The sequence below is a fragment of the Aggregatibacter kilianii genome (assembly GCF_003129965.1).
In the GTDB taxonomy this organism is placed as follows: Bacteria; Pseudomonadota; Gammaproteobacteria; order Enterobacterales; family Pasteurellaceae; genus Aggregatibacter; species Aggregatibacter kilianii_A.
On the sequence record NZ_NRCJ01000016.1, the window covers coordinates 28,108 to 50,897 of the forward strand.

At 47.6% G+C, this 22,790-nt stretch carries 17 protein-coding genes and 1 CRISPR repeat array; of the genes, 1 reads left to right on the top strand and 16 read right to left on the bottom strand.

Annotation, left to right across the window (positions count from 1 at the left end; translation table 11 throughout):
- Positions 1 to 46: 46 nt before the first annotated feature.
- The 3 genes from DK430_RS11335 to DK430_RS11345 are packed head-to-tail and all read right to left on the bottom strand — an operon-like array spanning position 47 to position 2,045.
- The gene (locus DK430_RS11335) at positions 47 to 379 is read right to left on the bottom strand and encodes a branched-chain amino acid transporter permease (protein ID WP_109079169.1); all 333 of its coding nucleotides are present in this window, start codon (positions 377 to 379) and stop codon (positions 47 to 49) included.
- A complete protein-coding gene (locus DK430_RS11340; RefSeq protein ID WP_109079170.1) occupies positions 380 to 1,108 on the bottom strand; it encodes an AzlC family ABC transporter permease in 729 nt (242 codons plus the stop codon). It abuts the gene before it with no gap.
- A gap of 4 nt (positions 1,109 to 1,112) precedes the next feature.
- Complete coding sequence (locus DK430_RS11345) at positions 1,113 to 2,045, bottom strand: LysR family transcriptional regulator (RefSeq protein WP_109079171.1); 933 nt, start codon at positions 2,043 to 2,045, stop codon at positions 1,113 to 1,115.
- Positions 2,046 to 2,314: 269 nt separating this feature from the next.
- Between DK430_RS11345 and metE the strand changes: the two genes are divergently transcribed.
- Entirely contained in the window at positions 2,315 to 4,588 is a 2,274-nt protein-coding gene (metE, locus tag DK430_RS11350) for a 5-methyltetrahydropteroyltriglutamate--homocysteine S-methyltransferase (protein ID WP_109079172.1), read from the top strand.
- A gap of 75 nt (positions 4,589 to 4,663) precedes the next feature.
- Here metE and DK430_RS11355 read toward each other — a convergent pair whose 3' ends face one another.
- From DK430_RS11355 to DK430_RS11415, 13 genes are all read right to left on the bottom strand, one after another.
- Positions 4,664 to 4,876, bottom strand: a complete 213-nt coding sequence (locus tag DK430_RS11355; protein ID WP_109079173.1) for a hypothetical protein — start codon at positions 4,874 to 4,876, stop codon at positions 4,664 to 4,666.
- 553 nt (positions 4,877 to 5,429) lie between these two features.
- A CRISPR array of direct repeats spans positions 5,430 to 5,795; the repeat unit is 32 nt; unit sequence GTTTCAACACACAGCCGCCCGAAGGCGGCTGC.
- A gap of 189 nt (positions 5,796 to 5,984) precedes the next feature.
- The gene (gene cas2, locus DK430_RS11360; protein ID WP_109079174.1) at positions 5,985 to 6,278 is read right to left on the bottom strand and encodes a CRISPR-associated endonuclease Cas2; all 294 of its coding nucleotides are present in this window, start codon (positions 6,276 to 6,278) and stop codon (positions 5,985 to 5,987) included.
- Positions 6,279 to 6,281: 3 nt separating this feature from the next.
- Positions 6,282 to 7,295: a type I-C CRISPR-associated endonuclease Cas1c gene (cas1c, locus tag DK430_RS11365; protein ID WP_109079175.1), complete on the bottom strand. Its 1,014-nt coding sequence runs from the start codon at positions 7,293 to 7,295 to the stop codon at positions 6,282 to 6,284.
- A gap of 166 nt (positions 7,296 to 7,461) precedes the next feature.
- Positions 7,462 to 8,196 (bottom strand): class I SAM-dependent methyltransferase, encoded by a 735-nt coding sequence (locus DK430_RS11370; protein ID WP_109079176.1) that lies wholly within the window; start codon positions 8,194 to 8,196, stop codon positions 7,462 to 7,464.
- Between the two features lie 30 nt (positions 8,197 to 8,226).
- Entirely contained in the window at positions 8,227 to 8,889 is a 663-nt protein-coding gene (gene cas4, locus DK430_RS11375) for a CRISPR-associated protein Cas4 (protein ID WP_109079177.1), read from the bottom strand.
- Positions 8,890 to 9,005: 116 nt separating this feature from the next.
- On the bottom strand, positions 9,006 to 9,872 hold the full coding sequence (gene cas7c, locus DK430_RS11380) for a type I-C CRISPR-associated protein Cas7/Csd2 (RefSeq protein ID WP_109079178.1): 867 nt from the start codon (positions 9,870 to 9,872) through the stop codon (positions 9,006 to 9,008).
- Between the two features lie 11 nt (positions 9,873 to 9,883).
- On the bottom strand, positions 9,884 to 11,674 hold the full coding sequence (gene cas8c, locus DK430_RS11385) for a type I-C CRISPR-associated protein Cas8c/Csd1 (protein ID WP_109079179.1): 1,791 nt from the start codon (positions 11,672 to 11,674) through the stop codon (positions 9,884 to 9,886).
- A complete protein-coding gene (gene cas5c / locus DK430_RS11390) occupies positions 11,671 to 12,345 on the bottom strand; it encodes a type I-C CRISPR-associated protein Cas5c (RefSeq protein ID WP_109079180.1) in 675 nt (224 codons plus the stop codon). The genes cas8c and cas5c overlap by 4 nt, the downstream gene beginning before the upstream one ends.
- Positions 12,346 to 12,482: 137 nt before the next feature.
- A complete protein-coding gene (locus DK430_RS11395) occupies positions 12,483 to 15,194 on the bottom strand; it encodes a DEAD/DEAH box helicase (RefSeq protein ID WP_109079181.1) in 2,712 nt (903 codons plus the stop codon).
- Positions 15,195 to 15,224: 30 nt separating this feature from the next.
- A complete protein-coding gene (locus DK430_RS11400; RefSeq protein ID WP_109079182.1) occupies positions 15,225 to 16,262 on the bottom strand; it encodes a PDDEXK nuclease domain-containing protein in 1,038 nt (345 codons plus the stop codon).
- Positions 16,262 to 17,992 (bottom strand): site-specific DNA-methyltransferase, encoded by a 1,731-nt coding sequence (locus DK430_RS11405; RefSeq protein ID WP_109079183.1) that lies wholly within the window; start codon positions 17,990 to 17,992, stop codon positions 16,262 to 16,264. The genes DK430_RS11400 and DK430_RS11405 overlap by 1 nt, the downstream gene beginning before the upstream one ends.
- The gene (locus DK430_RS11410) at positions 17,989 to 19,818 is read right to left on the bottom strand and encodes an AIPR family protein (protein ID WP_109079184.1); all 1,830 of its coding nucleotides are present in this window, start codon (positions 19,816 to 19,818) and stop codon (positions 17,989 to 17,991) included. Before DK430_RS11410 ends, DK430_RS11405 begins: the two co-directional genes overlap by 4 nt.
- Positions 19,818 to 22,694, bottom strand: coding sequence for an SNF2-related protein (locus tag DK430_RS11415; protein ID WP_109079185.1), 2,877 nt, complete (start codon positions 22,692 to 22,694; stop codon positions 19,818 to 19,820). Before DK430_RS11415 ends, DK430_RS11410 begins: the two co-directional genes overlap by 1 nt.
- Positions 22,695 to 22,790: the final 96 nt, after the last annotated feature.

Consider the following 22,790-nt stretch of genomic DNA (forward strand, 5'->3'; position numbering starts at 1 on the left):
CTTTCCTGTTCCATAGGCAAAAGTGCGGTCCTTTTTCAATGCGTTTTTACGCGGTGAACACCTGCTGCACCAAGAGCATATATAAGATTGTGCCGGCGGCGATAGAAAGGAACATATTGCGTTTCCAAAAATGCAGCGCCAACACCACCGCGCCGGCGATAAACTCCGGCAAGCCGTGAAAACCGCTCAACAGATCGATATTTTTATAGCAATACACGACCAACATACCGAACATGGCGGCGGGCAGCACTTTGCCTAAATAACGAATATATTCGGGAATCGGACGGTTGGCGGGGAAAATCCAAAACGGCAACCAGCGGGTGAATTGCACCGCCAACACGGCGATAGCGATGGTTAAAATCTGTTCGGTCAAGCTCATTTATTCCACCCTTTCCAATTTTGACGCCAATTTCGGGCGACGCAAGGTCAGCACCGACCAAATGCCGATAAGGGTCGGCAACAAGAAATATTCACTGCCGAAAATCAGCAACGCAATCAAGGCAATAGCAAGCCCCAACACAGAGCTTTCGTGGGATTTTTCCTGCGCCCAGTTTTCCGCAAAAATCACCAGAAACAATGCCGTCATGGCAAATTCGATGCCTTTTAAATCAAAGGGAATGACGTTGCCGAACAGGTTGCCTAATGCCGCGCCCGTCGCCCAGTACAGTTGTAAATATAGGCTGACGAAAAACATATACCAACCGCGATCCAAGTGCGGTGGAATTTTCGCCATATAATTGAGCGAAAAGGATTCGTCAACCAGCGTAGCAATGAGATACGGACGTTTTTTGCCCAAATATTTGCCGTATTTTTCCAACATGGAAATGCTGTAAAAAAGCTGCCGCCCGCTGACCATCAACGTAATCAGCAGTGCGTTAAGCGGCGCAAAAGGCAAAGTGAGCGCGCCGGCAATAATAAATTCCACGGAGCCGCCGTAAATCAGCAATGCCATTAAAAACGGGTACCAGGCGCTGAAACCAAGGGCTTTCATGTAAATGCCGTACGCCATGCCGAGGAATAAAAAACCGGCAATCATCGGCGCACTGTAAGGCAATGCCGCTTTAGCGGCGGCAAAAACGGGATGAGAATGTGTCTTCACATCAGACATACAACTAACTCTCTTCTAATACGGATAATTCGGGTAAGGTTGAAAAACTTTGGGCTTTGACGGTTTCATAGAAATCATCGACAAAAGCAATGTGTGCGTCAGCTTCACGAAAAGCGGCATATAAATTGCTGTGCAAGCCCTGGTGCGTGATTTTGCGCGCCACAATATAGCCGCGATCCAAATATGGTTTCGCCGCCCAAAACGGCAACGCCGCCACGCCGCGCTTACTTGCCACCAGCTGAATAATGGCAATAGTGAGTTCACTGGTGCGACGGGTCGGATTAATCCCTTTCGGCTGCAACACTTTACGCAGCAAATCCAACATATCGTCGGGCACGGGGTAAGTAATCAAGGTTTGATCCACAAAATCTTCCGCCTGCCAAACTTCTTTGGACGCAAGAGGATGATCTTTCGCACACAACCCCACCATTTCGTAGGAAAACAACGGCTTATACACGATACCGGGATTTTCCTCCACCTCCTGCACCACCGCCCAATCGGCACGATGGCTGAGCAACAAACCAACGGCATCGGTATGGAAGCCAGACACAATATCCAACTCCACCAACGGCCAATGCTTACGGAACGAATCCATCGCCGGCATCAGCCAATCGAAGCAGGTGTGACATTCCACTGCAATGCGCAATTCACCGGCATCGCCTTGCTTCACCCGCGCCAGATCGCGTTCCGCCTCAATCACTTTCGGCAAGATTTCATTGGCAAGCTGAATCAAACGCTCCCCTGCCGCCGTAAAATGCAACGGTTGCGTTTTGCGCTCAAATAAAGGCAAACCGTATTGATCTTCCAATAATTTGATTTGGTGAGACAGTGCCGACTGGGTGAGATAAACCCGTTTCGCCGCCAAGGAAACACTGCCGGTTTCTTTCAGGGCAAGCAAGGTTTTTAAATGTCTGAGTTCAAGGAAGATCGGTTTCATGAGAACAATTCATAGTAATTCGGAAAATAATGAAGCGATATCATACACGAAAACGCACCGCACTTTAACGTTACATGAGACGAAAGTGCGGTTCATTTTCAGAATGTTTTTCATGGCAGGCTGTCGCAACCCAAGAAACCACAAGAACATTAAAATTTTTCATAAACTTTCAGAAAATTATTAATTTGCATAATATTCCCCTTTCCGTCATGCTACCTCCCGTACAGACGTTTAGCCGTCTAAATCATTTAACACATTGAGGAATTAACATGACAACATTTCATTTATCCGGCTTCCCGCGCGTGGGCGCAAAACGTGAACTTAAGTTTGCACAAGAACGTTATTGGCGAGGCGAAATCGCCGAGCAAGATTTATTAGATATCGCCAAAGCCTTGCGCGAAATCAACTGGAAACACCAGGCAGCCGCGAATGCGGATTATGTGGCGGTGGCAGATTTCACGTTCTACGATCACATTTTAGATTTACAAGTGGCTACAGGCGCGATTCCTGCCCGTTTCGGGTTTGATAGCCAAAACTTAACGCTCGATCAATATTTCCAACTGGCGCGCGGCAACAAAGAACAATTTGCCATTGAAATGACCAAATGGTTCGACACCAACTATCACTATCTCGTGCCGGAATTCCACGCAGACACCCAATTTAAAGCCAATCCGGCGCACTATGTACAACAAATCCGTGAAGCCAAAGCGCTCGGCTTGAACGTGAAACCGACCATCGTCGGCCCGCTTACTTTCTTATGGTTAGGCAAAGAAAAAGGTGCAGCATTTAACCGTTTTGATTTGTTAAACAACCTCGTACCGGTTTATGTGGAAATCTTAAATGCGCTCGCTGCAGAAGGCGTGGATTACATTCAAATTGACGAACCAGCCTTAACCTTAGATTTACCGGCGGAATGGGTTGAAGCCTATAAAGCGGTTTACGCCACTTTCGCTGCGCAAGTGAAGACTAAACTTTTGCTTGCCACTTATTTTGGTTCTGTCGCAGAACATGCTGATTTATTGAAAGCCTTACCGGTAGCAGGTTTACATATTGACTTGGTGCGTGCGCCGGAGCAACTTTCGGCTTTTGAAAATTATGACAAAATCCTGTCTGTAGGCGTGATTGACGGTCGTAACATTTGGCGTGCGAACTTAAACCAAGTGTTAGATGTAGTAGAACCGTTAAAGGCAAAATTAGGCGAGCGTTTATGGATCGCGCCAAGCTGTTCCCTGCTCCACACGCCTTATGATTTAGCGGTGGAAACTCAATTACAAGCGAACAAACCGGAACTTTATAACTGGTTGGCGTTCTGCTTACAAAAAATTCAAGAATTGCGCGTCATTAAGACCGCACTTGAACAAGGTCGCGGCGCAGTGCAAGCGGAACTGAATGCGAGCCAAGCAGCGGCAGATGCCCGTGCGACATCAAAAGACATTCACCGCCCTGAAGTAGCCGATCGTTTGGCAAATCTTCCAAAAGGCGCGGATCAACGTAAATCGCCATTTGCTGAACGTATCAAATTACAAAATGCGTGGTTAAATTTACCACTGTTACCAACAACAAATATCGGTTCCTTCCCGCAAACCAAAGAAATTCGTTTAGCGCGTGCCGCCTTCAAAAAAGGCGATTTAAGCCTCGCGGATTATGAAGCGGCAATGAAGAAAGAAATCGAATTAGTCGTGCGTGAGCAAGAAAAATTAGATTTGGACGTGTTAGTGCACGGCGAAGCGGAACGTAACGACATGGTGGAATATTTCGGCGAATTGCTGGACGGTTTTGCTTTCACCAAATTCGGCTGGGTACAAAGCTATGGTTCACGTTGCGTAAAACCACCGGTGATTTACGGTGATGTGGTGCGCCCGGAACCAATGACCGTACGTTGGTCGCAATATGCCCAAAGCCTTACCAACAAAGTGATGAAAGGCATGTTGACCGGCCCGGTTACCATCTTGCAATGGTCTTTCGTGCGTAACGACATTCTGCGCTCAACCGTATGTAAACAAATCGCTGTGGCGTTGTCTGACGAAGTGTTAGATTTAGAAAAAGCAGGCATTAAAGTCATCCAAATCGATGAGCCGGCAATCCGCGAAGGCTTACCGCTCAAACGCGCAGACTGGGATGCCTACTTACAATGGGCGGGCGAATCATTCCGTTTAAGCTCAATGGGTTGTCAAGATGACACGCAAATTCACACGCATATGTGTTATTCCGAATTTAACGACATTTTACCGGCAATCGCAGGCTTGGATGCGGACGTCATCACCATTGAAACTTCCCGTTCCGACATGGAATTGCTCACCGCATTCGGCGATTTCAAATACCCGAACGACATCGGCCCGGGCGTGTACGATATCCACAGCCCACGCGTGCCAACAGCGGAAGAAATCGAACACTTGCTTCGCAAAGCCTTACAAGTGGTGCCAAAAGAACGTTTATGGGTCAACCCGGACTGCGGCTTAAAAACCCGCGGCTGGCCGGAAACCATCGCCGCATTGAAAGTGATGGTGGACGTGACGAAGAAATTGCGTGCAGAATTGGCGTAATTTATAGATAAAAGAAAAGCTGAATCTTGAAAGGTTCAGCTTTTTGTTTTATAGCGGAAAAGTGCGGTTGATTTTTTAGAGGTTTGAACCGATGATAATGGCGAGTAAAGTGATAAGTGGTGAACGGAAGAAAGAGACAATAACAAACACAACTGCGTAAAACGCAGTACCAAGAAATAACACTTGACCGAAGGTTGCAGATCCAAACAGCATAAACAGCAAACCAATCTCGTATGGCAATAACACAATCACCCAACCCAACCAACTAATATCGACATCTTTATCCATTTTAGGTTACCTCATAGCAGATAATTAAACCCTCGTAGTCAAAATTAAAGCCGACTTTGAGAACGCGTTAACGAATTTTAAGGCGTTTAAAGTGAACTGCAACGCAATAAAATGGCGTAAGGAATTAAGAAATCTGCAAAACGGACATTGCCGATATTGACGCTCTTAGCGTTTCAACACATAGAGGCTGCAAGCTCGATGTTGACTGCGGTCATATTTTGTTCTACATTAATTTCAACGCATCAGGTGGGCAGTCCCCGCCAGGACCTCAAATCCCACACCCGGCGAGACTCATCTGTGGCGGCGGGTGAGTTTTTTGATCCTCACTATCCCGGTAATACAACATCACACCGGTGCTAGCCTGCTCTAAATAACATTCAGCCAGCGCTCTGTGCGCGTCCAGATTTCGTCGGGATGTTGCAACGCTGACACCAAAATCTTCAAATACTTTTCCTAGACCGTGTTTTTTTAACTGCTATACGAGGTAAAGTTTCAACACAGTCGCCCGAAGGCGGCTGCAAAATCCGTTAATAAATTACCTAGCCGAGCTGTCGTTTCAACACACAGCCGCCCGAAGGCGGCTGCGGGTGGACTGAACGTGGTTCGTTCATTCTGGGTAGTTTCAACACACAGCCGCCCGAAGGCGGCTGCGGTCTAATCTGCAATGTAATCACAGACATTCGCAAAGTTTCAACACACAGCCGCCCGAAGGCGGCTGCATAACCAAAACTTTTAACTGGATTATCCGTTACAGTTTCAACACACAGCCGCCCGAAGGCGGCTGCTTCTTTACAAATAGCATTTTCACGCTCTTTGCCGCGTTTCAACACACAGCCGCCCGAAGGCGGCTGCAAGCATAAACAGGCGATGAAGTGATAACGTCCCTAGTTTCAACACACAGCCGCCCGAAGGCGGCTGCTCCCTATTCAAAAAAGCAAGCAATATCAGTAAATTATGTACTGTATTTCGCTAACTGATTTCGAAATGAGGAGTGAGGTAAGTATAACGAGCCTGTTGTCGTTATACAAATAAATTAATTCATCCAAATTGTTAAAGAAAATCAGGATCGCTATCCTAAGCGGGTTTTGATGAGAACTACGGGTTAGCGCTAGACAACAAGTACATCTTTAAAGACATCAACGGCAGGTTTCGCCCCGTGATGTTCCACCTTATGTCGCCATTTGCTACCCAGATGATAAAAACGCAAACTATCACAATCAGGATCATAAGTCGCCAACAATTTTGCTTTTAATTTTACCCATTGATCCGGCGTGACGTCGCATTCAAACACCGAATACTGCGCCCGAATGCCATAATCCAAACAATGTTTAGCAATACGGCGCAATCTTGCTTGCCCGTTCGGGTCTTCCAAAGAAATATCATAAGTAATGAGCATTAACATGGTTTACCTCATCAAAAACGGGGGATATGCCGCCAAATCTCCGCGCAAGTGGCGTGCCAAAAGCATGGCTTGAATGTAAGGCAACAAACCGATTTCCACCTCTTCCTGCAAAAACGGATGGATAATCTTTTCTTGTTTTTTCGCCTGCAATGTTTGGAACAATAACTTCCGCGCTTCAGGTTTGAGCGCAACAGCACCGCCGGCTTCCGCCACAAAATCATCCGGTTTAATTTGTAACCGATTGATCATGCTCAACACCAAGCGATCAACCCACCAGGCGCGAAACTCTTCCAAAAGATCTTGTGCAAGGCTATCCCGACCCGGGCGATCTGCATGTAAAAAACCGACCTGCGGATCAAGCCCTACGCCTTGCAATGCTCCGCTAATATCTTTCCCCAAAATACTGTATAGAAAAGAAAGTAGCGCATTGACGCCATCTCTTGGTGGACGGCGATTTCTCCCGTCGAAATTGAAGCCCGTATTTTCACGAATAAGCAAATTAAATACGCCGAAATAGCGCGCCGCCGCATCGCCCTCAATGCCGCGCACTTCATCCAGATTTTCCGCCCCCACCAATTGGCGCAAAGAAACGTTCAAAGAATTGACCGCACTTTGGAGCGCGGCATTTTCTCCATAATTGCGAATCTGCCGTTGAAGTACCCGTTTGCTTGCCTGAATCTTCGCCGCGATGATATTGCGGGCAATCGGCACGGGTTTTTGCTCGGACACCCGATACTGTGCCCTGCGCAGCAGCACATTGCCGCTTTGCCTACCTTGCAGCCGCCCCAAGAAACGTCCGTTTTCGGTAAAAAACGCCAGATTCACATTATTTTCACCGCAAAACCCCAGCAAAAACGGCGATACCAGCACATTGCCGAAACAGAAAATATGCCCGATGGAATGCACCGGCAACTGCGCCACCTTCCTACGCTCCTGCTCCACCACCAACGTTTCGCGCTCCTTATGCAGATAGCTGCCTTGGGTGGTGATGTACAGCGTGTTTTGCAGTTTGCGCATGGGGAAACTCCTTGGGTTTTGACCGCACTTTTGGGGTGGTGGTTGGGCTACCTGAAAATGATAGATTAGATTCTCTAATTCAACATTTTCAATGTTACAGTAACGATTCTAAATTACATCAATTCAAACAACTGTCGGATACAAGAATCCTACCAATCCTAGTTAGTTATTTTTTAACTCTTTTAGCTAATATAGAAATAATTTTAGGACTTGATTCTCCACCAATAAAATTTGGATTATCCGCAACAATATAGTTAAAATCACTGTTCACTCGCTCCCAATCTAATATATCTATAGACTCTATTTGAAAACCATTTGGATTAAATACATGAATTGAATAATCTTCATTAATTCCTTCAACCACGTCTTTATAAGAAATGCTATCAGCTATATTCCCTCTGCTAGCTAAATGAATCCACTCTACGTTGCCAGTAAAGATTTCATCATTAAGTAATATATCTTCTATATTTTCTCTATATTTCTTAAATTTTTGATTAAAATCAATACTCTCTGAAACATGGGTGTACACATCCTCAGGACAGGAACCTATAAACCACGCCACAATCACTTTAGGTAAAAATGCATGTATTAATTCAATATTTGCTTTTGATAAATTTAATATATCAGAATAAATTATTTCAGGAATATTCTGATTACTTTGTTCAAAATAGCACTTCATAAAATCAATACAACTATTATTATTTTCTATTACGAGTACATTTCTAGATTTTGCAAGATGATATGTTGAATATCCTGCACCGCAACCTACTTCAATTGTATTTGCTATAGGAGTTATGTTTGATAACTTTTCATAGATCTTATTAGTTTCAAACAATAAAGATTCCTTCTGCCAATGAGCAGCATATTCTTCTCTATTCATAGGTCTTAAAGTATTTATCATAATGTCTTCCTGTTTATATAAATTCTAAGGTTAAAAATAATTCCCAATTTCAAACACCCCCTCCACATACCCCACACTCCTATCCCGTTTCCCCAACAACTCCGGCTGGCAAATCTCCACCAGTGAGCAGGCTTTGCAGCGTTTGCCGTAGTCGGGTGGTGGGTTTTTTCCACTGTTTAACAGTTCACGGACGGCGGTGATGGTGGCGAGGGTTTTGGCGCGCAGGTCGTCTGAAAACACGACGGGGACGCGGTGGCGGGTTTGCATATACCACAGCGCACCTTCGCTGACTCTTTGCCCGGTCATTTCCTCCAGACACAAGCCTTGGGCGCAAAGCTGGATTTCATCTATCGGCTCGGGTTTGGGCTTGCCGCGTTTGTATTCCACGGGTTTCAGACGACCTGTTTTCGTTTCCACTTCCACCAAATCCAGAATGCCGCTGATGCCCAGTTTTTCCGCCGAAACGTGTACCGTCCGCTCAAAACGCACGCCCTTGCGCGTTTCCGGTTCGCCCGAATCCACCCGCTCGTGCAGCGCGTTGCCTTGCGCGGTCAAATAGTTCTCCGCCCACGCCTGCTCGTTATGGATTAACGCACACTGGCGCGGGCAGAAGGCGTAGTGTTGCAGGGCAGAAAGGGGAATCAAGCGTTTATCCTGATTTTCCCCTTGGTTTTCGGTTGAAAGTGCGGTCATTATTTCGAGTGTTTTTGTAGGATGGACTTTATCCCATCAATTCTTTATATCCGTTGAAACGGTGGGCTGAAGCCCACCCTACCCGACTAAAAGTGCGGTCATTTTTTCAGGCGTTTTTACAGCAACTCTTCCACGCTCACGCCTTTGAGGTCGTCTGAAACCACGCTGATTTTGTAATCGCCGAAACCGCTTGCGGGCGTCCCCGATTCGCCGTTTACGCGTTCGACTTTCACGGCGTCGAACAATTTATGTGCGGGCTGGCTGCCTAAGTTGTTTTCGTGTTTGAAGACGATGAGTTTGCGCGCTGCCATTTCGCCACGGGCGGCGGAGCGGTCATGTTCAAACATCAGTTGCAGGGCTTGCCAGAGTTTGCCTAAGTCGTCGTCTGAAAAGCCGGTTTTGGCGGCAAGGTTGGCGGAAATGAAGCCGTGCACGCAGTAGAGGGCGTAAGGAACGATGTATTTGCGCCCCATGGTGCGTTCTTTTTCCAAGTCTTTTTCATTGGTTACTGCCATGCGGGTGATGGAGATTTCCAGCGGTACGACAGGGTCGATGGATTGGGCGAACGCCAGTTGCACCGGGCCGCGCACTTGTCCGCTGTTCACTTCGGTGGTCATCACCGCACCGAAGGTGCGGATGTCGAAGAAGTTTTTGCACATCCACGCGGTGATGTCGCGGGCTTTGGCTTCGTCTTTCGGCAATTTTTTGGCTTCGGATTCGATGCCGAGCGCTTCATAAGCGCGTTTGTTTTGCAGGTTCAACACGCTTTTTTCTTTAACGTAGATTTCGTAACCTGCTTCGTTTCCGCTGCTGATTTCCACAAAATTGCGGATTTTGCGTTTCAGGCAGACATCGGTTACCAAGCCTTTACTGGATTCAGGATCAAGGCGCGGCATATTGCCCGCGTCGGGGTCGCCGTTGGGGTTGCCGTTGGTTACGTCGAAGAAATAAACAAATTCATAGCGGTTTTGAATGGCAGACATTTTCTGGCTCCTTAGTTTTCAATGGTTTCAGCGGTTTCTTTTGTCGCAAAATAGCTTTGTTTTTGGTGGTAATAGCCGATGGCGAAACGGCCTTGTTCTTCAATGCTCAAATGGCGCGGGAAGGTTTCAGACAATTTGGCAATGATTTCGCCCAAATCCTTATCCAGATTCACCGCCATGCCGGCTTTGTCTTTACGCAGGCGCGACAAATGGTGTTTTGCGCCCGACAACAGACGCGGAAAAACGGAAAACGGCACGGCGGAGGCAGAGCCGTAATAACGGTCGGCAATGCCGGCATTCAATTCGCCCAACGCCTGATATTGGATACGCTCCAATACGGCAAACAGCCGCCCCAACAGATAGGCGCGGTTCGGGCTTTCGTTGTTCAAACTCATAGGAACTCCTTCTTCGATAAAACCTTTTCTAAAACGCCGCTGCAACACGGCTTTCATCATCGCCACGCGCAAGCCGTTCACATCGCCGTCGGCGCGGACGCGGGCAATCAGTTGCGACAGCAGACTCAACGGATACGGCGTGCCGCAAATCACGGCGCGGGTCATTTCGCCTGCCAACACGGGGGAAATATTTTCACTTTTGCCCAACACGGCTGTCTGCAACAGCAACCGCCAAATGGACGGCGGCGTTTTCCACGCGCGGGGTTCGAGTGCCAAATCCTGCCAGTGCTGCGCCAAGTTTTCCGCCAACTGCCCAAACGTCGTATCCAACCAAAAACGGATGGAAATCCGCGCGGCGTTGGGGGCAAGCCCTAAGATGTAAAAACGGGTGTCGGGGGCAAGTTCGGGCGCAATGTCTTGCAGCGGACGGCCTTTGCCGATTTGTTCTAACACATTGAAAATTTTGGCACTTTCCTGTTCGTCATCAGGCGGAGTGAACACTTGGGCAAAAAAGCCTTCGGCGGCTTGGGCGGCGACATTGTCAGCCGCTTCCGCCCAAAAGACCGTGCTGGCGTCGCCGATGGTCAGGCAATGGTTCTCAGCGTCCTGATTACGTTGGCGTAACAGATAATTCAGCGCGGTGGTGTAGGCGAAGGCGGATTGTTCGGAAACGGGAGCGTTTGCGCCTTGTTCTTTGCCAAAAGAGGCAAAGGCTTCTTTGTTGAACGAAATAATCGAGCCGCCGGAACTCTGCCCGCCGAATACGCCTTTAATCGCCGGATGCAGGCGGGCAATCGGGGCGGTGTCGCCGCTGATTAAACACAAGCCTTCCACCGCCTCGTCGCTTTTCAGACGACCTGCCCACAGGCTTTGCGCGGCTTCGCGTTTATGGAGAAGTGCGGTCGGTTTTTCAAGGGAAAATGCGATGTTGGCATCCAGCATTTCAGAAGGGAGATTTTCGGCAGCGAAATTTTCAGGCTGCCAGCGTTGCAAAAAACGGCACAAGGCTTGCAGGCCTTCGTCTCCGCTGTTTTGCAGCAAGTCGAGATGATATTGTTTGAAGGCTTCAAAGTTTTTTTCAGACGACGTAAACGGTTTTTCTTTCGCTTCGGCTTTATTTTTATTGGCTTCCACACCGAGCGCGTAGGCGGTTTTGTCCCACAGGAAATTCGGTTTGATACCCGATGTGCGTTTTTCAGGACGCGGCACGCTCATCAGCTTCGGCTGCGGCTTTTTATCGGCGGTCAGATTCGGCACAACTGTTTTCAGACGACCTTCCTTATCCAACACCAAAATCCAGCCGATTTTCTCCTCGCTGAAACCATAAGGCGGCACTTTCGGGTTGCCCATTTCATCATTTTCCGCCGCCAAACGGCGGTAATAGCGGGCAAGGGACGCAAGAATCATGCTTTCACCTCCTCGGCGTAAAACGGCGGCACGTCAATCACGCCCGCTTTCATTTGTACACGGAAAAAATGCGGCGTGTTGCCGTGATCGAAATCAATATCGTGCAACATCCAACCCAAATCGCGGCTTGCCTCGCTTGTCGATAACGTCGACAGCGGCAACGGTTCGCCTTCGTCAATCAAAGCGAAATCGGCGGGAAACTCGCGCACGCCCAAACAAGGCTGCTGGAAACACTGCCCCTTGCGCGCACGGCGTTTGAACATCTCGATATGCTTGGTAACGGTCTCATCCGCGCCCGCTTTCGCCGTCAGCACCGCATGGGCTTCAATCACATACGCCACGTCTTTCAGCACCGTCGCCGCGCGTTGCTGGCGGTCGTCTTCAATCAGCGTGTATAAATCGGCAACACTCTTGCGCTTCATCGCCCCGCTGACCTTGCCCGCCGAAATCTTGCCGCCCAATTCATTGCGCCGCACCGACTCAAACCGAATCGGCTTCAGCACATAAATGCGGTCAATCACCCAGCGGATCGCCGGCTTCCAATGCACCGCCGCCAAAATCCCGCGCGCCGCCGACGGCGTGATGACATCATAAGACACCCGCTCCACCTTCATCTCCGGACGGGTAAAACAGGCATAATCGCCCCAAACGTGTAGGCGGATTTGGTTCATTTGGTTCTCCTTTTGGTTGTACACACGCCCCTTCATATAGAAGAGACGGATTGGTTTACTGATAACCTATCAATTTTAGTTTCAACCCACGCACTTTACGGGTGCGAACCGTTTTGGCGAAACTTGTTTTCCCGTTTTCAGACGACCTTTTTCTCAAACCGCAAAAAATCCGCCAATTTTTTCGCTTCGCCCACTTCGTCATGCGGAATCAGTACATAACGCCAAGGCTTGCCGTCATGCTGCAAAGCATAATCCGTAGCGTGTTTGCACCATTCGACCGCCGCATCGGCTTTTGCCAAAACATCCGGATCTTGTAAATCCTTGCCGGCTTTGGTTTCGGCAAGCCAGATGGAGTCTTTGGTTTCCACCACAAAATCGGGAATATATTCTTTGGAATCCAAACCTGATTTCCAGTAAATCTGGAATTGCCCTTGTGCAGGTTTAAACCATTTTTGCGCGTCGCGTTCCAGAATGACGGCAAAACGGCGTTCGGTATCGGAATCGAATTTTTGCAGGGGGTACAGACATTTGGAAAAGCCGCCGAACAGCATTTGCTTGATACGGCTGACATCATTGGGCGTTTGGCGTACGGAATGCACCGGCTCATCGGCAGAAACCGTGTAGTTGCAGGGTTTGAGCGTGCTGAATCCTTGGCTGACGCGCGCTTCATAGCTTGCCGCCTTTTCCCAAAAATGCGCCATCATTTGCGCATGGATTTCGCGGGCAATCAGACGACGCTCCTTATCCAATACGCTCAACACCTTTTCTTCGGACAAATAGCTGCGAAGGTGCGCCACCATTTGCCCTGCCAAATCGTAAAGCAGGTCGGCTTGGGTAAAATAGTCGATGTCGTCGAAATCCATCAGGGAAAACACAATATAGTCTTCCGGGCGTTTTTCCTTCACGCCTAATTCAGCAGACAGGCTGCTTTGCTCGTTGGTATGCAAATTATGGATGGTGATTTCGCGTACGCCCGGTTGCAGGTTCAGATTGCCGACATCCAGTTTGAACGGATGAAACCCCGTGCTGACTTCGCCGCTCGGCACAACGGTTATTCTTGGAATATCAATGGTTTGATTGACTATTGTTTCAGTGGTTTTGGCGACAATATCGGCTATATCCGGCTCATTCGTCAGCAGTTCGCCTTGAAGCGGCTGCAAGGTCGTCTGAACTTCTGTAGTGATTTTTTCGCGGATTTCCGCTGTCAATAATGCCTGTGAAGTCGGGGCTTCGCTTGGACGGGCGGCGTATTTGGCAGCAGCCTCCATAACCGTGCGGGCAATGCGTTTTTCGTTTTCGGTTTTAAAAACAGGCTGATAATCGACTGAAGAATCGGCTTCCGAAATACCTTGCTTCGCGTTTTCAGACGACGTTTCCGTCAATCCCAATTTCGTTTCCACGCCGCTGACCACTTGCACGCTGACTTTTTTATCGTCTGCACCCGGCGCATCCAAAATCACCTGTTTCATTTTCAGCACCGAATCGCCTTTATTGGCTTCATCGACGATTTCCTGAAAACGGTCGTGGGCGACAATGTTCAATCTGTCCACCACTTCCACGCCCGTGCGTTTGCCGTAAGGCAGGCGCAAACCGCGTCCGATGGATTGTTCAATCAAGGTTCTGGCATTGGCGGCACGCAGCGGCACGATGGTATAAAGATTGGTAACATCCCAGCCTTCTTTAAGCATATTCACATGAATCACAATTTCCGTCGGCTCATCCACGCTTTCCACCGCCAAAAGCCGCTCAATCATTTCCTCTTCGTCTTTGCCTGATTTGCTCGAATCCACCTGAATCACTTTGCCTTGATAACGCCCGTTATAAAAATCGTCCGATTCCAGCAAAGACAACAATTGCGCCGCGTGCGTGGTATCGCGGGCAATCACCAGCATAAACGGTTTCACCACGGCAACATCATTTTCCCGCGCATAAGTCAGCAATTCGACTTTGGTATTTTCGTGAACGCGCACACCGTCTTCCAGCTTGATTTTCTCGATTTCTTCGGGCGTGTAATTTTTCGCATCAAAATTGCGCTGCGTAACCACGGCGGGCATTTTGACAAAACCGTCTTCCATCGCCCGCGCTAAGGGATAATCCACAATCACGTTTTTAAACGGAATCGGGGCTTTGGTCGATTCCACAAACGGCGTGGCGGTCAGCTCCAAACCGAAAAGCGGATTCAATTCGTTAATCGCCCGCATTCCCGCCTGTGCCCGATAGCGGTGCGATTCGTCCATCAGCAGCACCAAATCGGGCAGGTTTGCCAGATAATTGAAATAGCTGTCGCCCAACACCTCGCGCATCCGCTTGATTTTCGGCTCTTTGCCACCGCGTACTTCGCTGTTGATTTTGGAAATATTGAATACATTGATGGTAATCTCATCAAAAAGATTACCCATCCCCATACTCAAGTTCTGCTGTTCATAGTTGTCGCCGCTAATCAGCTTGGGCGGATTCACCGCAAATTCGCTGATGCCTTTAAACACATATTTTTTCGTATTCGGCGTAAAGTCGGCAATCAGCTTGTTGTAAATCGTCAAATTCGGCGCCAGCACGAAGAAATTATTGATACCGTGCGCCAAATGCAGATAGGCGACAAATGCGCCCATCAGGCGGGTTTTACCCACGCCCGTTGCCAACGCAAAACACAAAGACGGAAATTCCCGCTCAAAATCTTGCAAGGTCGGAAATTCGGCTTTTAAGGTATTCAACACCGCCGTTACATCACGGTCTTTTTGCGCCATTTCCGGCGCGGCATCCAATGCCTGCTTCAGCTTCGCCAGGCTTTCTGCCTGTGGCATACGCAAAGACAGGCGGCCGTTGATATAGTTTTGAGTTCTGATGCTCATGGTTTTATCTCTTTTCTATTATTTTTTTAGCTATTTGTTTTCCTGCCAATCCGACAGCTCATTTTCCAACTGCTCGACTGTCGGCAGATTCGTTACCAAAGGTTCCGGCAGGGCGCGCACCAATTCATATTCAGCAATACCTATCGGCTTATCAATCCCCGACAAGGCATATTCCGCCACCAAGTGGTTTTGCGTTTTGCAAAGCAGCAAGCCTATGGTCGGATGATCGTCAGGAGCTTTCACTTGTGCATCGACTGCCGCCAAATAGAAATTCAATTGCCCCGCATGTTCGGGCTTAAATGCCGTGGCTTTTAATTCCACCACCACATAGCATTTCAAACGCGTGTGATAAAACAGCAAATCAATAAAAAACTCATCGCCGTTCACTTCCAAGCGGTATTGTCGTCCGACAAAAGCAAAGCCGTTGCCCAATTCCAACAAAAAACGGGTGATATGCTGCATTAAGGCGTTTTCGATTTCCCGTTCTTGCGCGTCCTCGCCCAAGCTCAAAAAGTCGAACAAATAAGGATCTTTTAAGGTTTCTTGCGCCAGCGCGGAAGTGGGCGCGGGTAATCGGGCGGAGAAATTGGTAACGGCTTTTCCTTGCCGCTCGTGCAGGCGGTTTTTAATGTGGATTTCTAATGTCGTACGCGACCAATTTTCCGCTATCGCTTTCTGTACATAAAACAAACGTGCTTCTTGTTCTTTAATACGGTTAAGCAAAAGTACATTATGACCCCACGGCAATTGTGCAACAGCTTGTTGCACAATTTCAAAATCAGTCCACGCTTCGGCAAACGCACGCATATATATTAGGTTACGGGAGGAAAATCCTTTCATTTCAGGAAACGCCTCGCGCAAATCCCGTCCCAAGCGGTCAATCACTTTGCTGCCCCAGCCTTGCGCCGCCTGCCGCTGCAAAATATCCCGCCCGATATGCCAGTAAAGCGATATCAGCTCGGCATTCACCGCCAAAGCCGCTTTCTGACGCGCAGACAATACCCGGTTTTTAATCTCTGCCAGCCATTGCACATAGTCGGCGGGCATTATCGCCGTTTCCTTAACCATCACTCATCCTCCCCATCAAACAATCCGCCCTGATTTTCGACCGCACTTTTGCGCTTGGCGGGTTTGGTTTTGGCGGGTTGGTTTTCAGACGACCTTTGTTCGGTCTCTTCTTCTGCCATCGGCAGGTTGGCGACGTTCAGGCTGTAATCGTCGTGTCCCCATTCGCAGCGTTTTAAAATCATTTTCGGGATTTTTTTCAAGCTCAAATTCGGGAAACGCTCTGCCGCCTGATCTGCCGTAATCCCGCGCCATGCGGAACAGCAAATCAGCAGGCTGCGGTTTGCACCCACGTCGTCTGAAATCGCCTGCAACTGCTCGACAGACAGGCTTTGCGTGGTTACATAGATAAAATCGTTTTCACTGGAATAGCCGTGCTGCCACCACAAATCTTCAGACGGCATATAGGTAAAGCCTTCCAGCTTCGCCAAGGCTTCCGCCAGCATTTCGGGGTTGTAGTCGGGGTTGATGATTTGATTGCCCCATTTGTCGTTCACAATCAGCGTTGGTGCAAGGCGGAAATAACGGAAACCGCCGCCGCCCTGCCAGTTCACCGCTTTGGAAATACCGCCCTGGTCTTCGCCGTCGATGACTTTTTGCAGGCGCGGGATAATGTGCGTATGGCAATGCTCGCCCAGCTCCACCATAATCCAACGCCGCCCCATTTTATGGGCAACCGCACCGGTCGTGCCGCTACCGGCGAAGGAGTCTAAGACGAGATCGCCGGGGTTGGTGGCGATATGTAAAACGCGTTCAATTAGACGTTCTGGTTTTGGCGTAGAAAATATACTAACTGAATTAAAGTCTGTAACTTCTTTCTTTGCTTCTTGAGTATGTCCCACTTCTTCATAAGGCCAAAAGGTTTGTGGAACTCTACCATTTTTAGTTTCATTCAAAAATCTTTTTAATGAAGGTGCATTATTTCCATCTTTCCCCCACCAAATACGATTATCAGCATCAAGTTCTAAAAATTTTTCTTTAGAAACTCGCCAACTTGTTCCTGATTTTGGAGAAAATTTCTTCCCTGTTGGGCCATAAACATCATAAATATCTTTTGAAAAACCGGTTTTTGCAAATTGAGCCCCTCTCTGCCCACCAGTAAGACTTGCTAGTAAATTATCAGATCTCCATAACCCTCTTGGATCATCATCAACATTCTTGTAATTGCTATTTTGTTTTTCTGTTCTAGGCATAGGATTAGGGATCCAAGCCTCAGCATTTTTAGCAAAAACCAATAAATGATCATGATCTACAGAAAAGTATCTCGCTGCATTCTTAGGTGCGTAAACTTTCTGCCAAATACAATTCGCAACAAAATTCCCCCGCCCAAACACTTCATCACACAACACTTTCAAATAATGCGCCTCGTTGTCGTCAATGGTGATCCACAGCGAACCGTCGTCTGAAAGCAGGCGTTTGATAAGCTCCAAACGGTCGCGCATCAGCCCCAGCCAAATGGAATGCTCCAGCCCGTCGTCGTAATGGGCAAACGCACTACCCGTGTTGTAAGGTGGGTCGATAAACACACACTTCACCTTACCTGCAAATTCCTGTTCCAAAGCTTTAAGTGCAAGCAGGTTGTCGCCGAAAATCAACCGGTTGTCAAACGCCGCCGATTCCGACCGCACTTTGGCATGATACGACTTCTCCGCATCCTCCAACAAAATCCGCGCCTCCAATTTCGGGCGCTTGTGTTTGCCTATCCAGGTGAGTTCTAGTTTTTGTTTGGTCATTTACTACTCTCTTTAATTTGTGGAGCTTTACTTGATAAATATTCAAATAATTTCTCTCGTGGGTAACTTTCTTGCTGTGTATCCATTCGCACATTTTTCAAATGAATCACTGCCGGATCTTGCGATAAATTGAAATTAACCTCCATTAGTTCGCTCAAATAAGCTACTACATTGCCTTGATTGCGAAAGTATGCCAATGCTCCCTCGTGAATCAAACTTTTTTCTCCTAGTTCAAAAGCTTTTTGTCTTAATTCATCTAGCGGGTAACTAATCGCAGACCGAATTTTATCTATATCAATGACAGAAACTGATTTTATATATTCCCGCAATCTCTTCATGATAACAGCCGAAATAGCATAAATACCATGTCTGTATATCATTCTTTCCAAACTTCTTGATGGGGCTTGTCTGTCAGCCTGAATCAATAATTTCCTGATTTCTTGGTAACATAAAACTGCATTGATAACATAAACACCACTTAGTTCATTGTGAAAGATTTTTTTATAAAATTTAGAATCAGGATTGCTTAATTTAGAATAATCCGCTTTTAAATGGACAACAAATCTAGGATCATTTTCCAAGATTGACAATGCATGTATGGCGTCTTGCAAACCAAAAGAATTTCCACTAAAAGCAATATTTGCTTCAGGACGATAATAATAACCGTAGCCAAGACATGATATTTCCTGTCTTAATCTTTCTTGGTTTTCATCTAAAGAGGCGAAATTTGCAATTTGAACCGGATTTTGATGGTTTCTTGCCTTAGTTATTTCATTACCAAAATGATATTGTGAGGGTGCATGAATCAAAGTAAACATAACCTTTGCTTCATCAATATTACAATCTGGGTTTTCTGCTACGAATTCTGCTGATGATGCTACTGTTTGTGCGCCGTTAATGATAGAAATATTCCTGACTTTCAGTTTTTTTGCGTTGTTTTGCTCTCTCTTTTTTGCCTTTGGCTCAACTAAATCACAGATTGCTGTTACACCATTATTTAAATAAAAGAAATTTTCAGGGCGTCTCTCTAAAGTGTCTTTTATTGAACTATTAACTGATGATTTTCCGCCTAAAAAATAACGGATATTTCTTTCATATAATCCTTTACCATGTTGCTTATGAAGTTTGATCAAATCAGATAGAGATATAATTCCATAGTATGTTTTCTTTGGAGATTCGATATATTGGCATTTCTGCAAATAAATATCGGCATTTACTTTTTCAAAAGCCTGTTCTGCCAATAGATCGCGTTTTATATCATCTGATGTGTAATAACGGATTTCTTTGATTAATCGTTCCTCATCTAAATTTTCATCATTGAGTAATGAATTTAAGGTGGATTCAGCACTTACAGAAATTCTATTTCCTGTATAGGGAATAACAAGTTGAATATGGCTGCATCTATCTAAAGCATTCTCAATTTCTGCCTTTCTATTTTTTATAAAATTGTTGAATTGATCAAATTCTTGATTAATCAATAAACGCACACCTTCACAAAATGCTTGAGCATCATCTTGCTTGAATTCTTCTGATGCTTTTAATTTTGTTTGTAATAAATAAAGGGTTTCTGTCGATTCATGATAATAAACTGCATCGATCCCTTTATCATTAAAATCATCAACAACTGCTCTTGCGGCTTCTTTAATAGAAAGATCGCATAATTTTTGCAGAACAAATGCACTAAATGCCCTAGACAAGTTCTTTTTATGCAAGTCTTCTGGTCTTTTCGTATTATCTTGCAGGTTCGGTAAAAATTTGGATTTGACAAATCTTTCTTCCAAAACTCTTTTGAGCATTTCCATATATTCAGGCTTCAAGGCTGTCATTATAGTATCTCCCACTCAATAAAAAACAATTCTTCCTCTTCAACCTTCTGCTTGAGGCTTTCTTCCAATTCTTCAATCAGCAGGTTGCGCTGTGCTTCGATTTCGTCCTGTTTGTCAAAGAGTTCACGCCGTTGTTTGCTGCGTTTGTTTTCCAATTCACGCTGTTTTTTCTGCCAGCCAAGTTTTTCTTCCAAGGTGAGGGAGGTGGCGGCTGTGCGGCGGGCTTCTTTGATTTCGCGGTCGGTTTCTTTGATGTCCTGTTCCAAGCCTTGTTTGAGGTCGTCCGCCCAGTCGTCCAGTTTTTGCACTTCCTGCTCGAAATAGCCGAGATTGCGTTCGGTGGTTTGGTTTAGCAGGATTTGGCGGCGTGCGGCGATATTGTCGGTCAAGGTCGTCTGAAAATCGGCATGGACGGCGGTGTCGGCAATTCGGGCGGGCAGGCGCAGGAGTTTTTCGGGGTCGTTGTCTTGCAGGGCTTCGCCGTTTTCGGTTACAGCGGCGATGAGCAGGTGTTGTTCCGTGCCGCCCAGTGCGCTGATGCTGATGAGTTTGGCGGCAAGCTGCCCGCTTTGTCCGCGATAGGGCTCAAGCGTACTGATTCTGCCGTTGTGCCCTTGGTAGTCGAAAATCAGACGGGCGGGCGGGCAATCGCGCTGTTGTGCTCGCTCGATAATGGCTTGTGCCAAGGGATGGGTCATGCGGTAGAGATAGGCTTCGCCGCTTTTGCGCGGCAGTTCGTAACGGCCGGTCGGGATGTTGAGGTCGTCTGAAAGGTTTTCAGGTAGCCTGTTGAGCGTAAAGCCGCCGTCGTGGAAGTCGGCATTGCCGCCAAGTTCGCCGCGGGTCAAATCCATAAGGATTTTTTCGTATTTGTTGAGTGCGTCGCGGCTTTCTTCGGCGCGGATGCGCAGCCGTTCGCGGACTTCTTCGTCAAAGTTTTCCAGTAGGGTTTGCCGGGCCTTCATCATGTTTTGGTTGATTTCGTCGGACAATTCGCTTTGCAGGCTGTCGAAGGCAGTTTTGACGTCTTCGGACTGGCGGCAATGGCGGTAGATGTCGGCAATGCGCCGTTCGATGTCCACGCCGCTGCCAATTGCACCCAATACTTCGTCGCTTGCGCCGAATACGCCGTTAAAAAGCTGGAATTTTTGTTCCAGAAGTTCATAAACGCGGGTGTCGGCTTCGTTGGTTTCATCGACAAAATTGACGACGACTACATCGTGTTTTTGTCCGTAGCGGTGGCAGCGTCCGATGCGCTGTTCGACGCGCTGCGGATTCCACGGCAAATCGTAGTTGATGATGAGCGAGCAGAATTGCAGGTTGATGCCTTCTGCGCCTGCTTCGGTGGCAATCATGATGGTGCCGCGTTCTTTGAAATGCTCGACCAGGGCGGCGCGGGTGTCGGCGGTTTTGGAACCGGTGATTTTGTCGCTGCCTTCGTGGCGTTTGAGCCAGTCTTTGTAGATTTTTTGGGCTTGCGGGTCGCTGTTGGTGCCGTTGAATAAGACGATGCCTTCGCCGTTTTCGCCTGCGTAATCGGTTTGGGCAAGGCATTCTAAAAGATAGTCTTGGGTACGTTTGGATTCGGTGAAGATGATGGCTTTTTGTGCTGCACCGAGTTCTTTTAATTTGGCGAAGGCAGTGGAAAGTGCGGTCAATAATGCGCGGCTTTTTGCGTCTTCGCGGATGTTTTCGGCAAGCTGTTTGAAATGTTTGAGTTCGTCGATTTCGTCGGCAATGGCTTGATATTCGTCGGCAGTCAGGATGTTCGGTTCGTTTTCTTCTTCCCATTCTTCGGCAGTTTCATCCAGACTTTCGTAGTCTTCGTCCAGCGTTTCAACCAAGTCTTGCGTGGTGGATTCCTCCAATACACCTTGCAGGCGTTTGGTCATGGTGTCTAGCGCGCCGGCAATGGCGCGGCTGCTGGAAGCTAGAAGTTTCCATAAGACCAAGGAAATAAGCTGCCGTTGCCCTTCCGGCATGGCTTGCAGGTTCGGACGGCGCAGGTATTCGGCAACCAATCCGGAAAATTCCCGTTCTTGGTCAGACGGGGTGAATTTCTGCACGATGGCAAGGCGTTTGGTGTAGGGGACGTATGCCTGAACTTGGCGGCGCAAGGTGCGCTGACAAACCGGATTGAGCCGTTGACGCAGATGGAACAAGGTCTTTTCGGTGGCTTTTGCGCCGAATTGGGCGCGGAAGCTGTCCAAGTCGCCAAAAATGCGCTCATCAATCATACTGACCAGGCCGTAAAGCTCGAGCAGGGAATTTTGCAAAGGGGTGGCAGTGAGCAAAACTTTGCTCGATACGTTTGCCAAAGCTTCTTTTAGGGTTTTGCCGATGACGTTATTTTTCTTGTAAACATTGCGCAGACGGTGGGCTTCATCCAATACGGTCAAGTCCCAGCCGATTTGCTTGATGTCGTCTGCTTTGGATTTGGCAAATTGGTAGGAGCAGATAATGGGGCTTTCTTGGCGGAAAGGGTTTTTGCCTGCTTTTTTGGCGGCGTTGTAGCTTTTGGCCTCCAAAATTACGCCCTGCAAGCCGAATTTTTCCTGCAATTCCTGATGCCATTGTTTGCGCAGGTTGGCAGGCGTGATAATCAGGATTTTACGTTTGCGTTCTGCCCAATGCTGCAAGATTACCAGCCCGGCTTCGATGGTTTTTCCCAAACCTACCTCATCCGCCAAAATCACGCCTTTTGACAAAGGATTTTTGCAGGCAAACAGGGCTGCATCGACCTGATGCGGGTTTAAATCCACTTGGGCATCAACCAATGTTCCTGCCAGCGACTCCATACTTCCGCCCGCCGCACGACGGGTAAGCAGGTGGGCATAGTAGCGGGATTGGTGGGGAGTAAAGGGGAATTGGTGCATGATACTGATTCTCTTTGAGTTTATCCAACGTGCCGTAAAACTCCGTCCTTCAGGGCGGAGATATAAGGCACAAACGGCGTAAGCCGTTTCAAACCT

Bases quoted from the DNA above. Each gene is read 5' to 3' on its own strand.
- DK430_RS11335 (WP_109079169.1), bottom strand. From the start codon at position 379: ATGAGCTTGACCGAACAGATTTTAACCATCGCTATCGCCGTGTTGGCG.
- DK430_RS11345 (WP_109079171.1), bottom strand. From the start codon at position 2,045: ATGAAACCGATCTTCCTTGAACTCAGACATTTAAAAACCTTGCTTGCC.
- DK430_RS11405 (WP_109079183.1), bottom strand. From the start codon at position 17,992: ATGACCAAACAAAAACTAGAACTCACCTGGATAGGCAAACACAAGCGC.
- cas7c (WP_109079178.1), bottom strand. From the start codon at position 9,872: ATGTCTGCCATTCAAAACCGCTATGAATTTGTTTATTTCTTCGACGTA.
- DK430_RS11340 (WP_109079170.1), bottom strand. From the start codon at position 1,108: ATGTCTGATGTGAAGACACATTCTCATCCCGTTTTTGCCGCCGCTAAA.
- DK430_RS11400 (WP_109079182.1), bottom strand. From the start codon at position 16,262: ATGGTTAAGGAAACGGCGATAATGCCCGCCGACTATGTGCAATGGCTG.
- cas8c (WP_109079179.1), bottom strand. From the start codon at position 11,674: ATGATTCTTGCGTCCCTTGCCCGCTATTACCGCCGTTTGGCGGCGGAA.
- cas4 (WP_109079177.1), bottom strand. From the start codon at position 8,889: ATGACCGCACTTTCAACCGAAAACCAAGGGGAAAATCAGGATAAACGC.
- cas1c (WP_109079175.1), bottom strand. From the start codon at position 7,295: ATGCGCAAACTGCAAAACACGCTGTACATCACCACCCAAGGCAGCTAT.
- cas2 (WP_109079174.1), bottom strand. From the start codon at position 6,278: ATGTTAATGCTCATTACTTATGATATTTCTTTGGAAGACCCGAACGGG.
- metE (WP_109079172.1), top strand. From the start codon at position 2,315: ATGACAACATTTCATTTATCCGGCTTCCCGCGCGTGGGCGCAAAACGT.
- DK430_RS11410 (WP_109079184.1), bottom strand. From the start codon at position 19,818: ATGACAGCCTTGAAGCCTGAATATATGGAAATGCTCAAAAGAGTTTTG.
- DK430_RS11370 (WP_109079176.1), bottom strand. From the start codon at position 8,196: ATGATAAATACTTTAAGACCTATGAATAGAGAAGAATATGCTGCTCAT.
- DK430_RS11415 (WP_109079185.1), bottom strand. From the start codon at position 22,694: ATGCACCAATTCCCCTTTACTCCCCACCAATCCCGCTACTATGCCCAC.
- DK430_RS11395 (WP_109079181.1), bottom strand. From the start codon at position 15,194: ATGAGCATCAGAACTCAAAACTATATCAACGGCCGCCTGTCTTTGCGT.
- cas5c (WP_109079180.1), bottom strand. From the start codon at position 12,345: ATGAACCAAATCCGCCTACACGTTTGGGGCGATTATGCCTGTTTTACC.
- DK430_RS11355 (WP_109079173.1), bottom strand. From the start codon at position 4,876: ATGGATAAAGATGTCGATATTAGTTGGTTGGGTTGGGTGATTGTGTTA.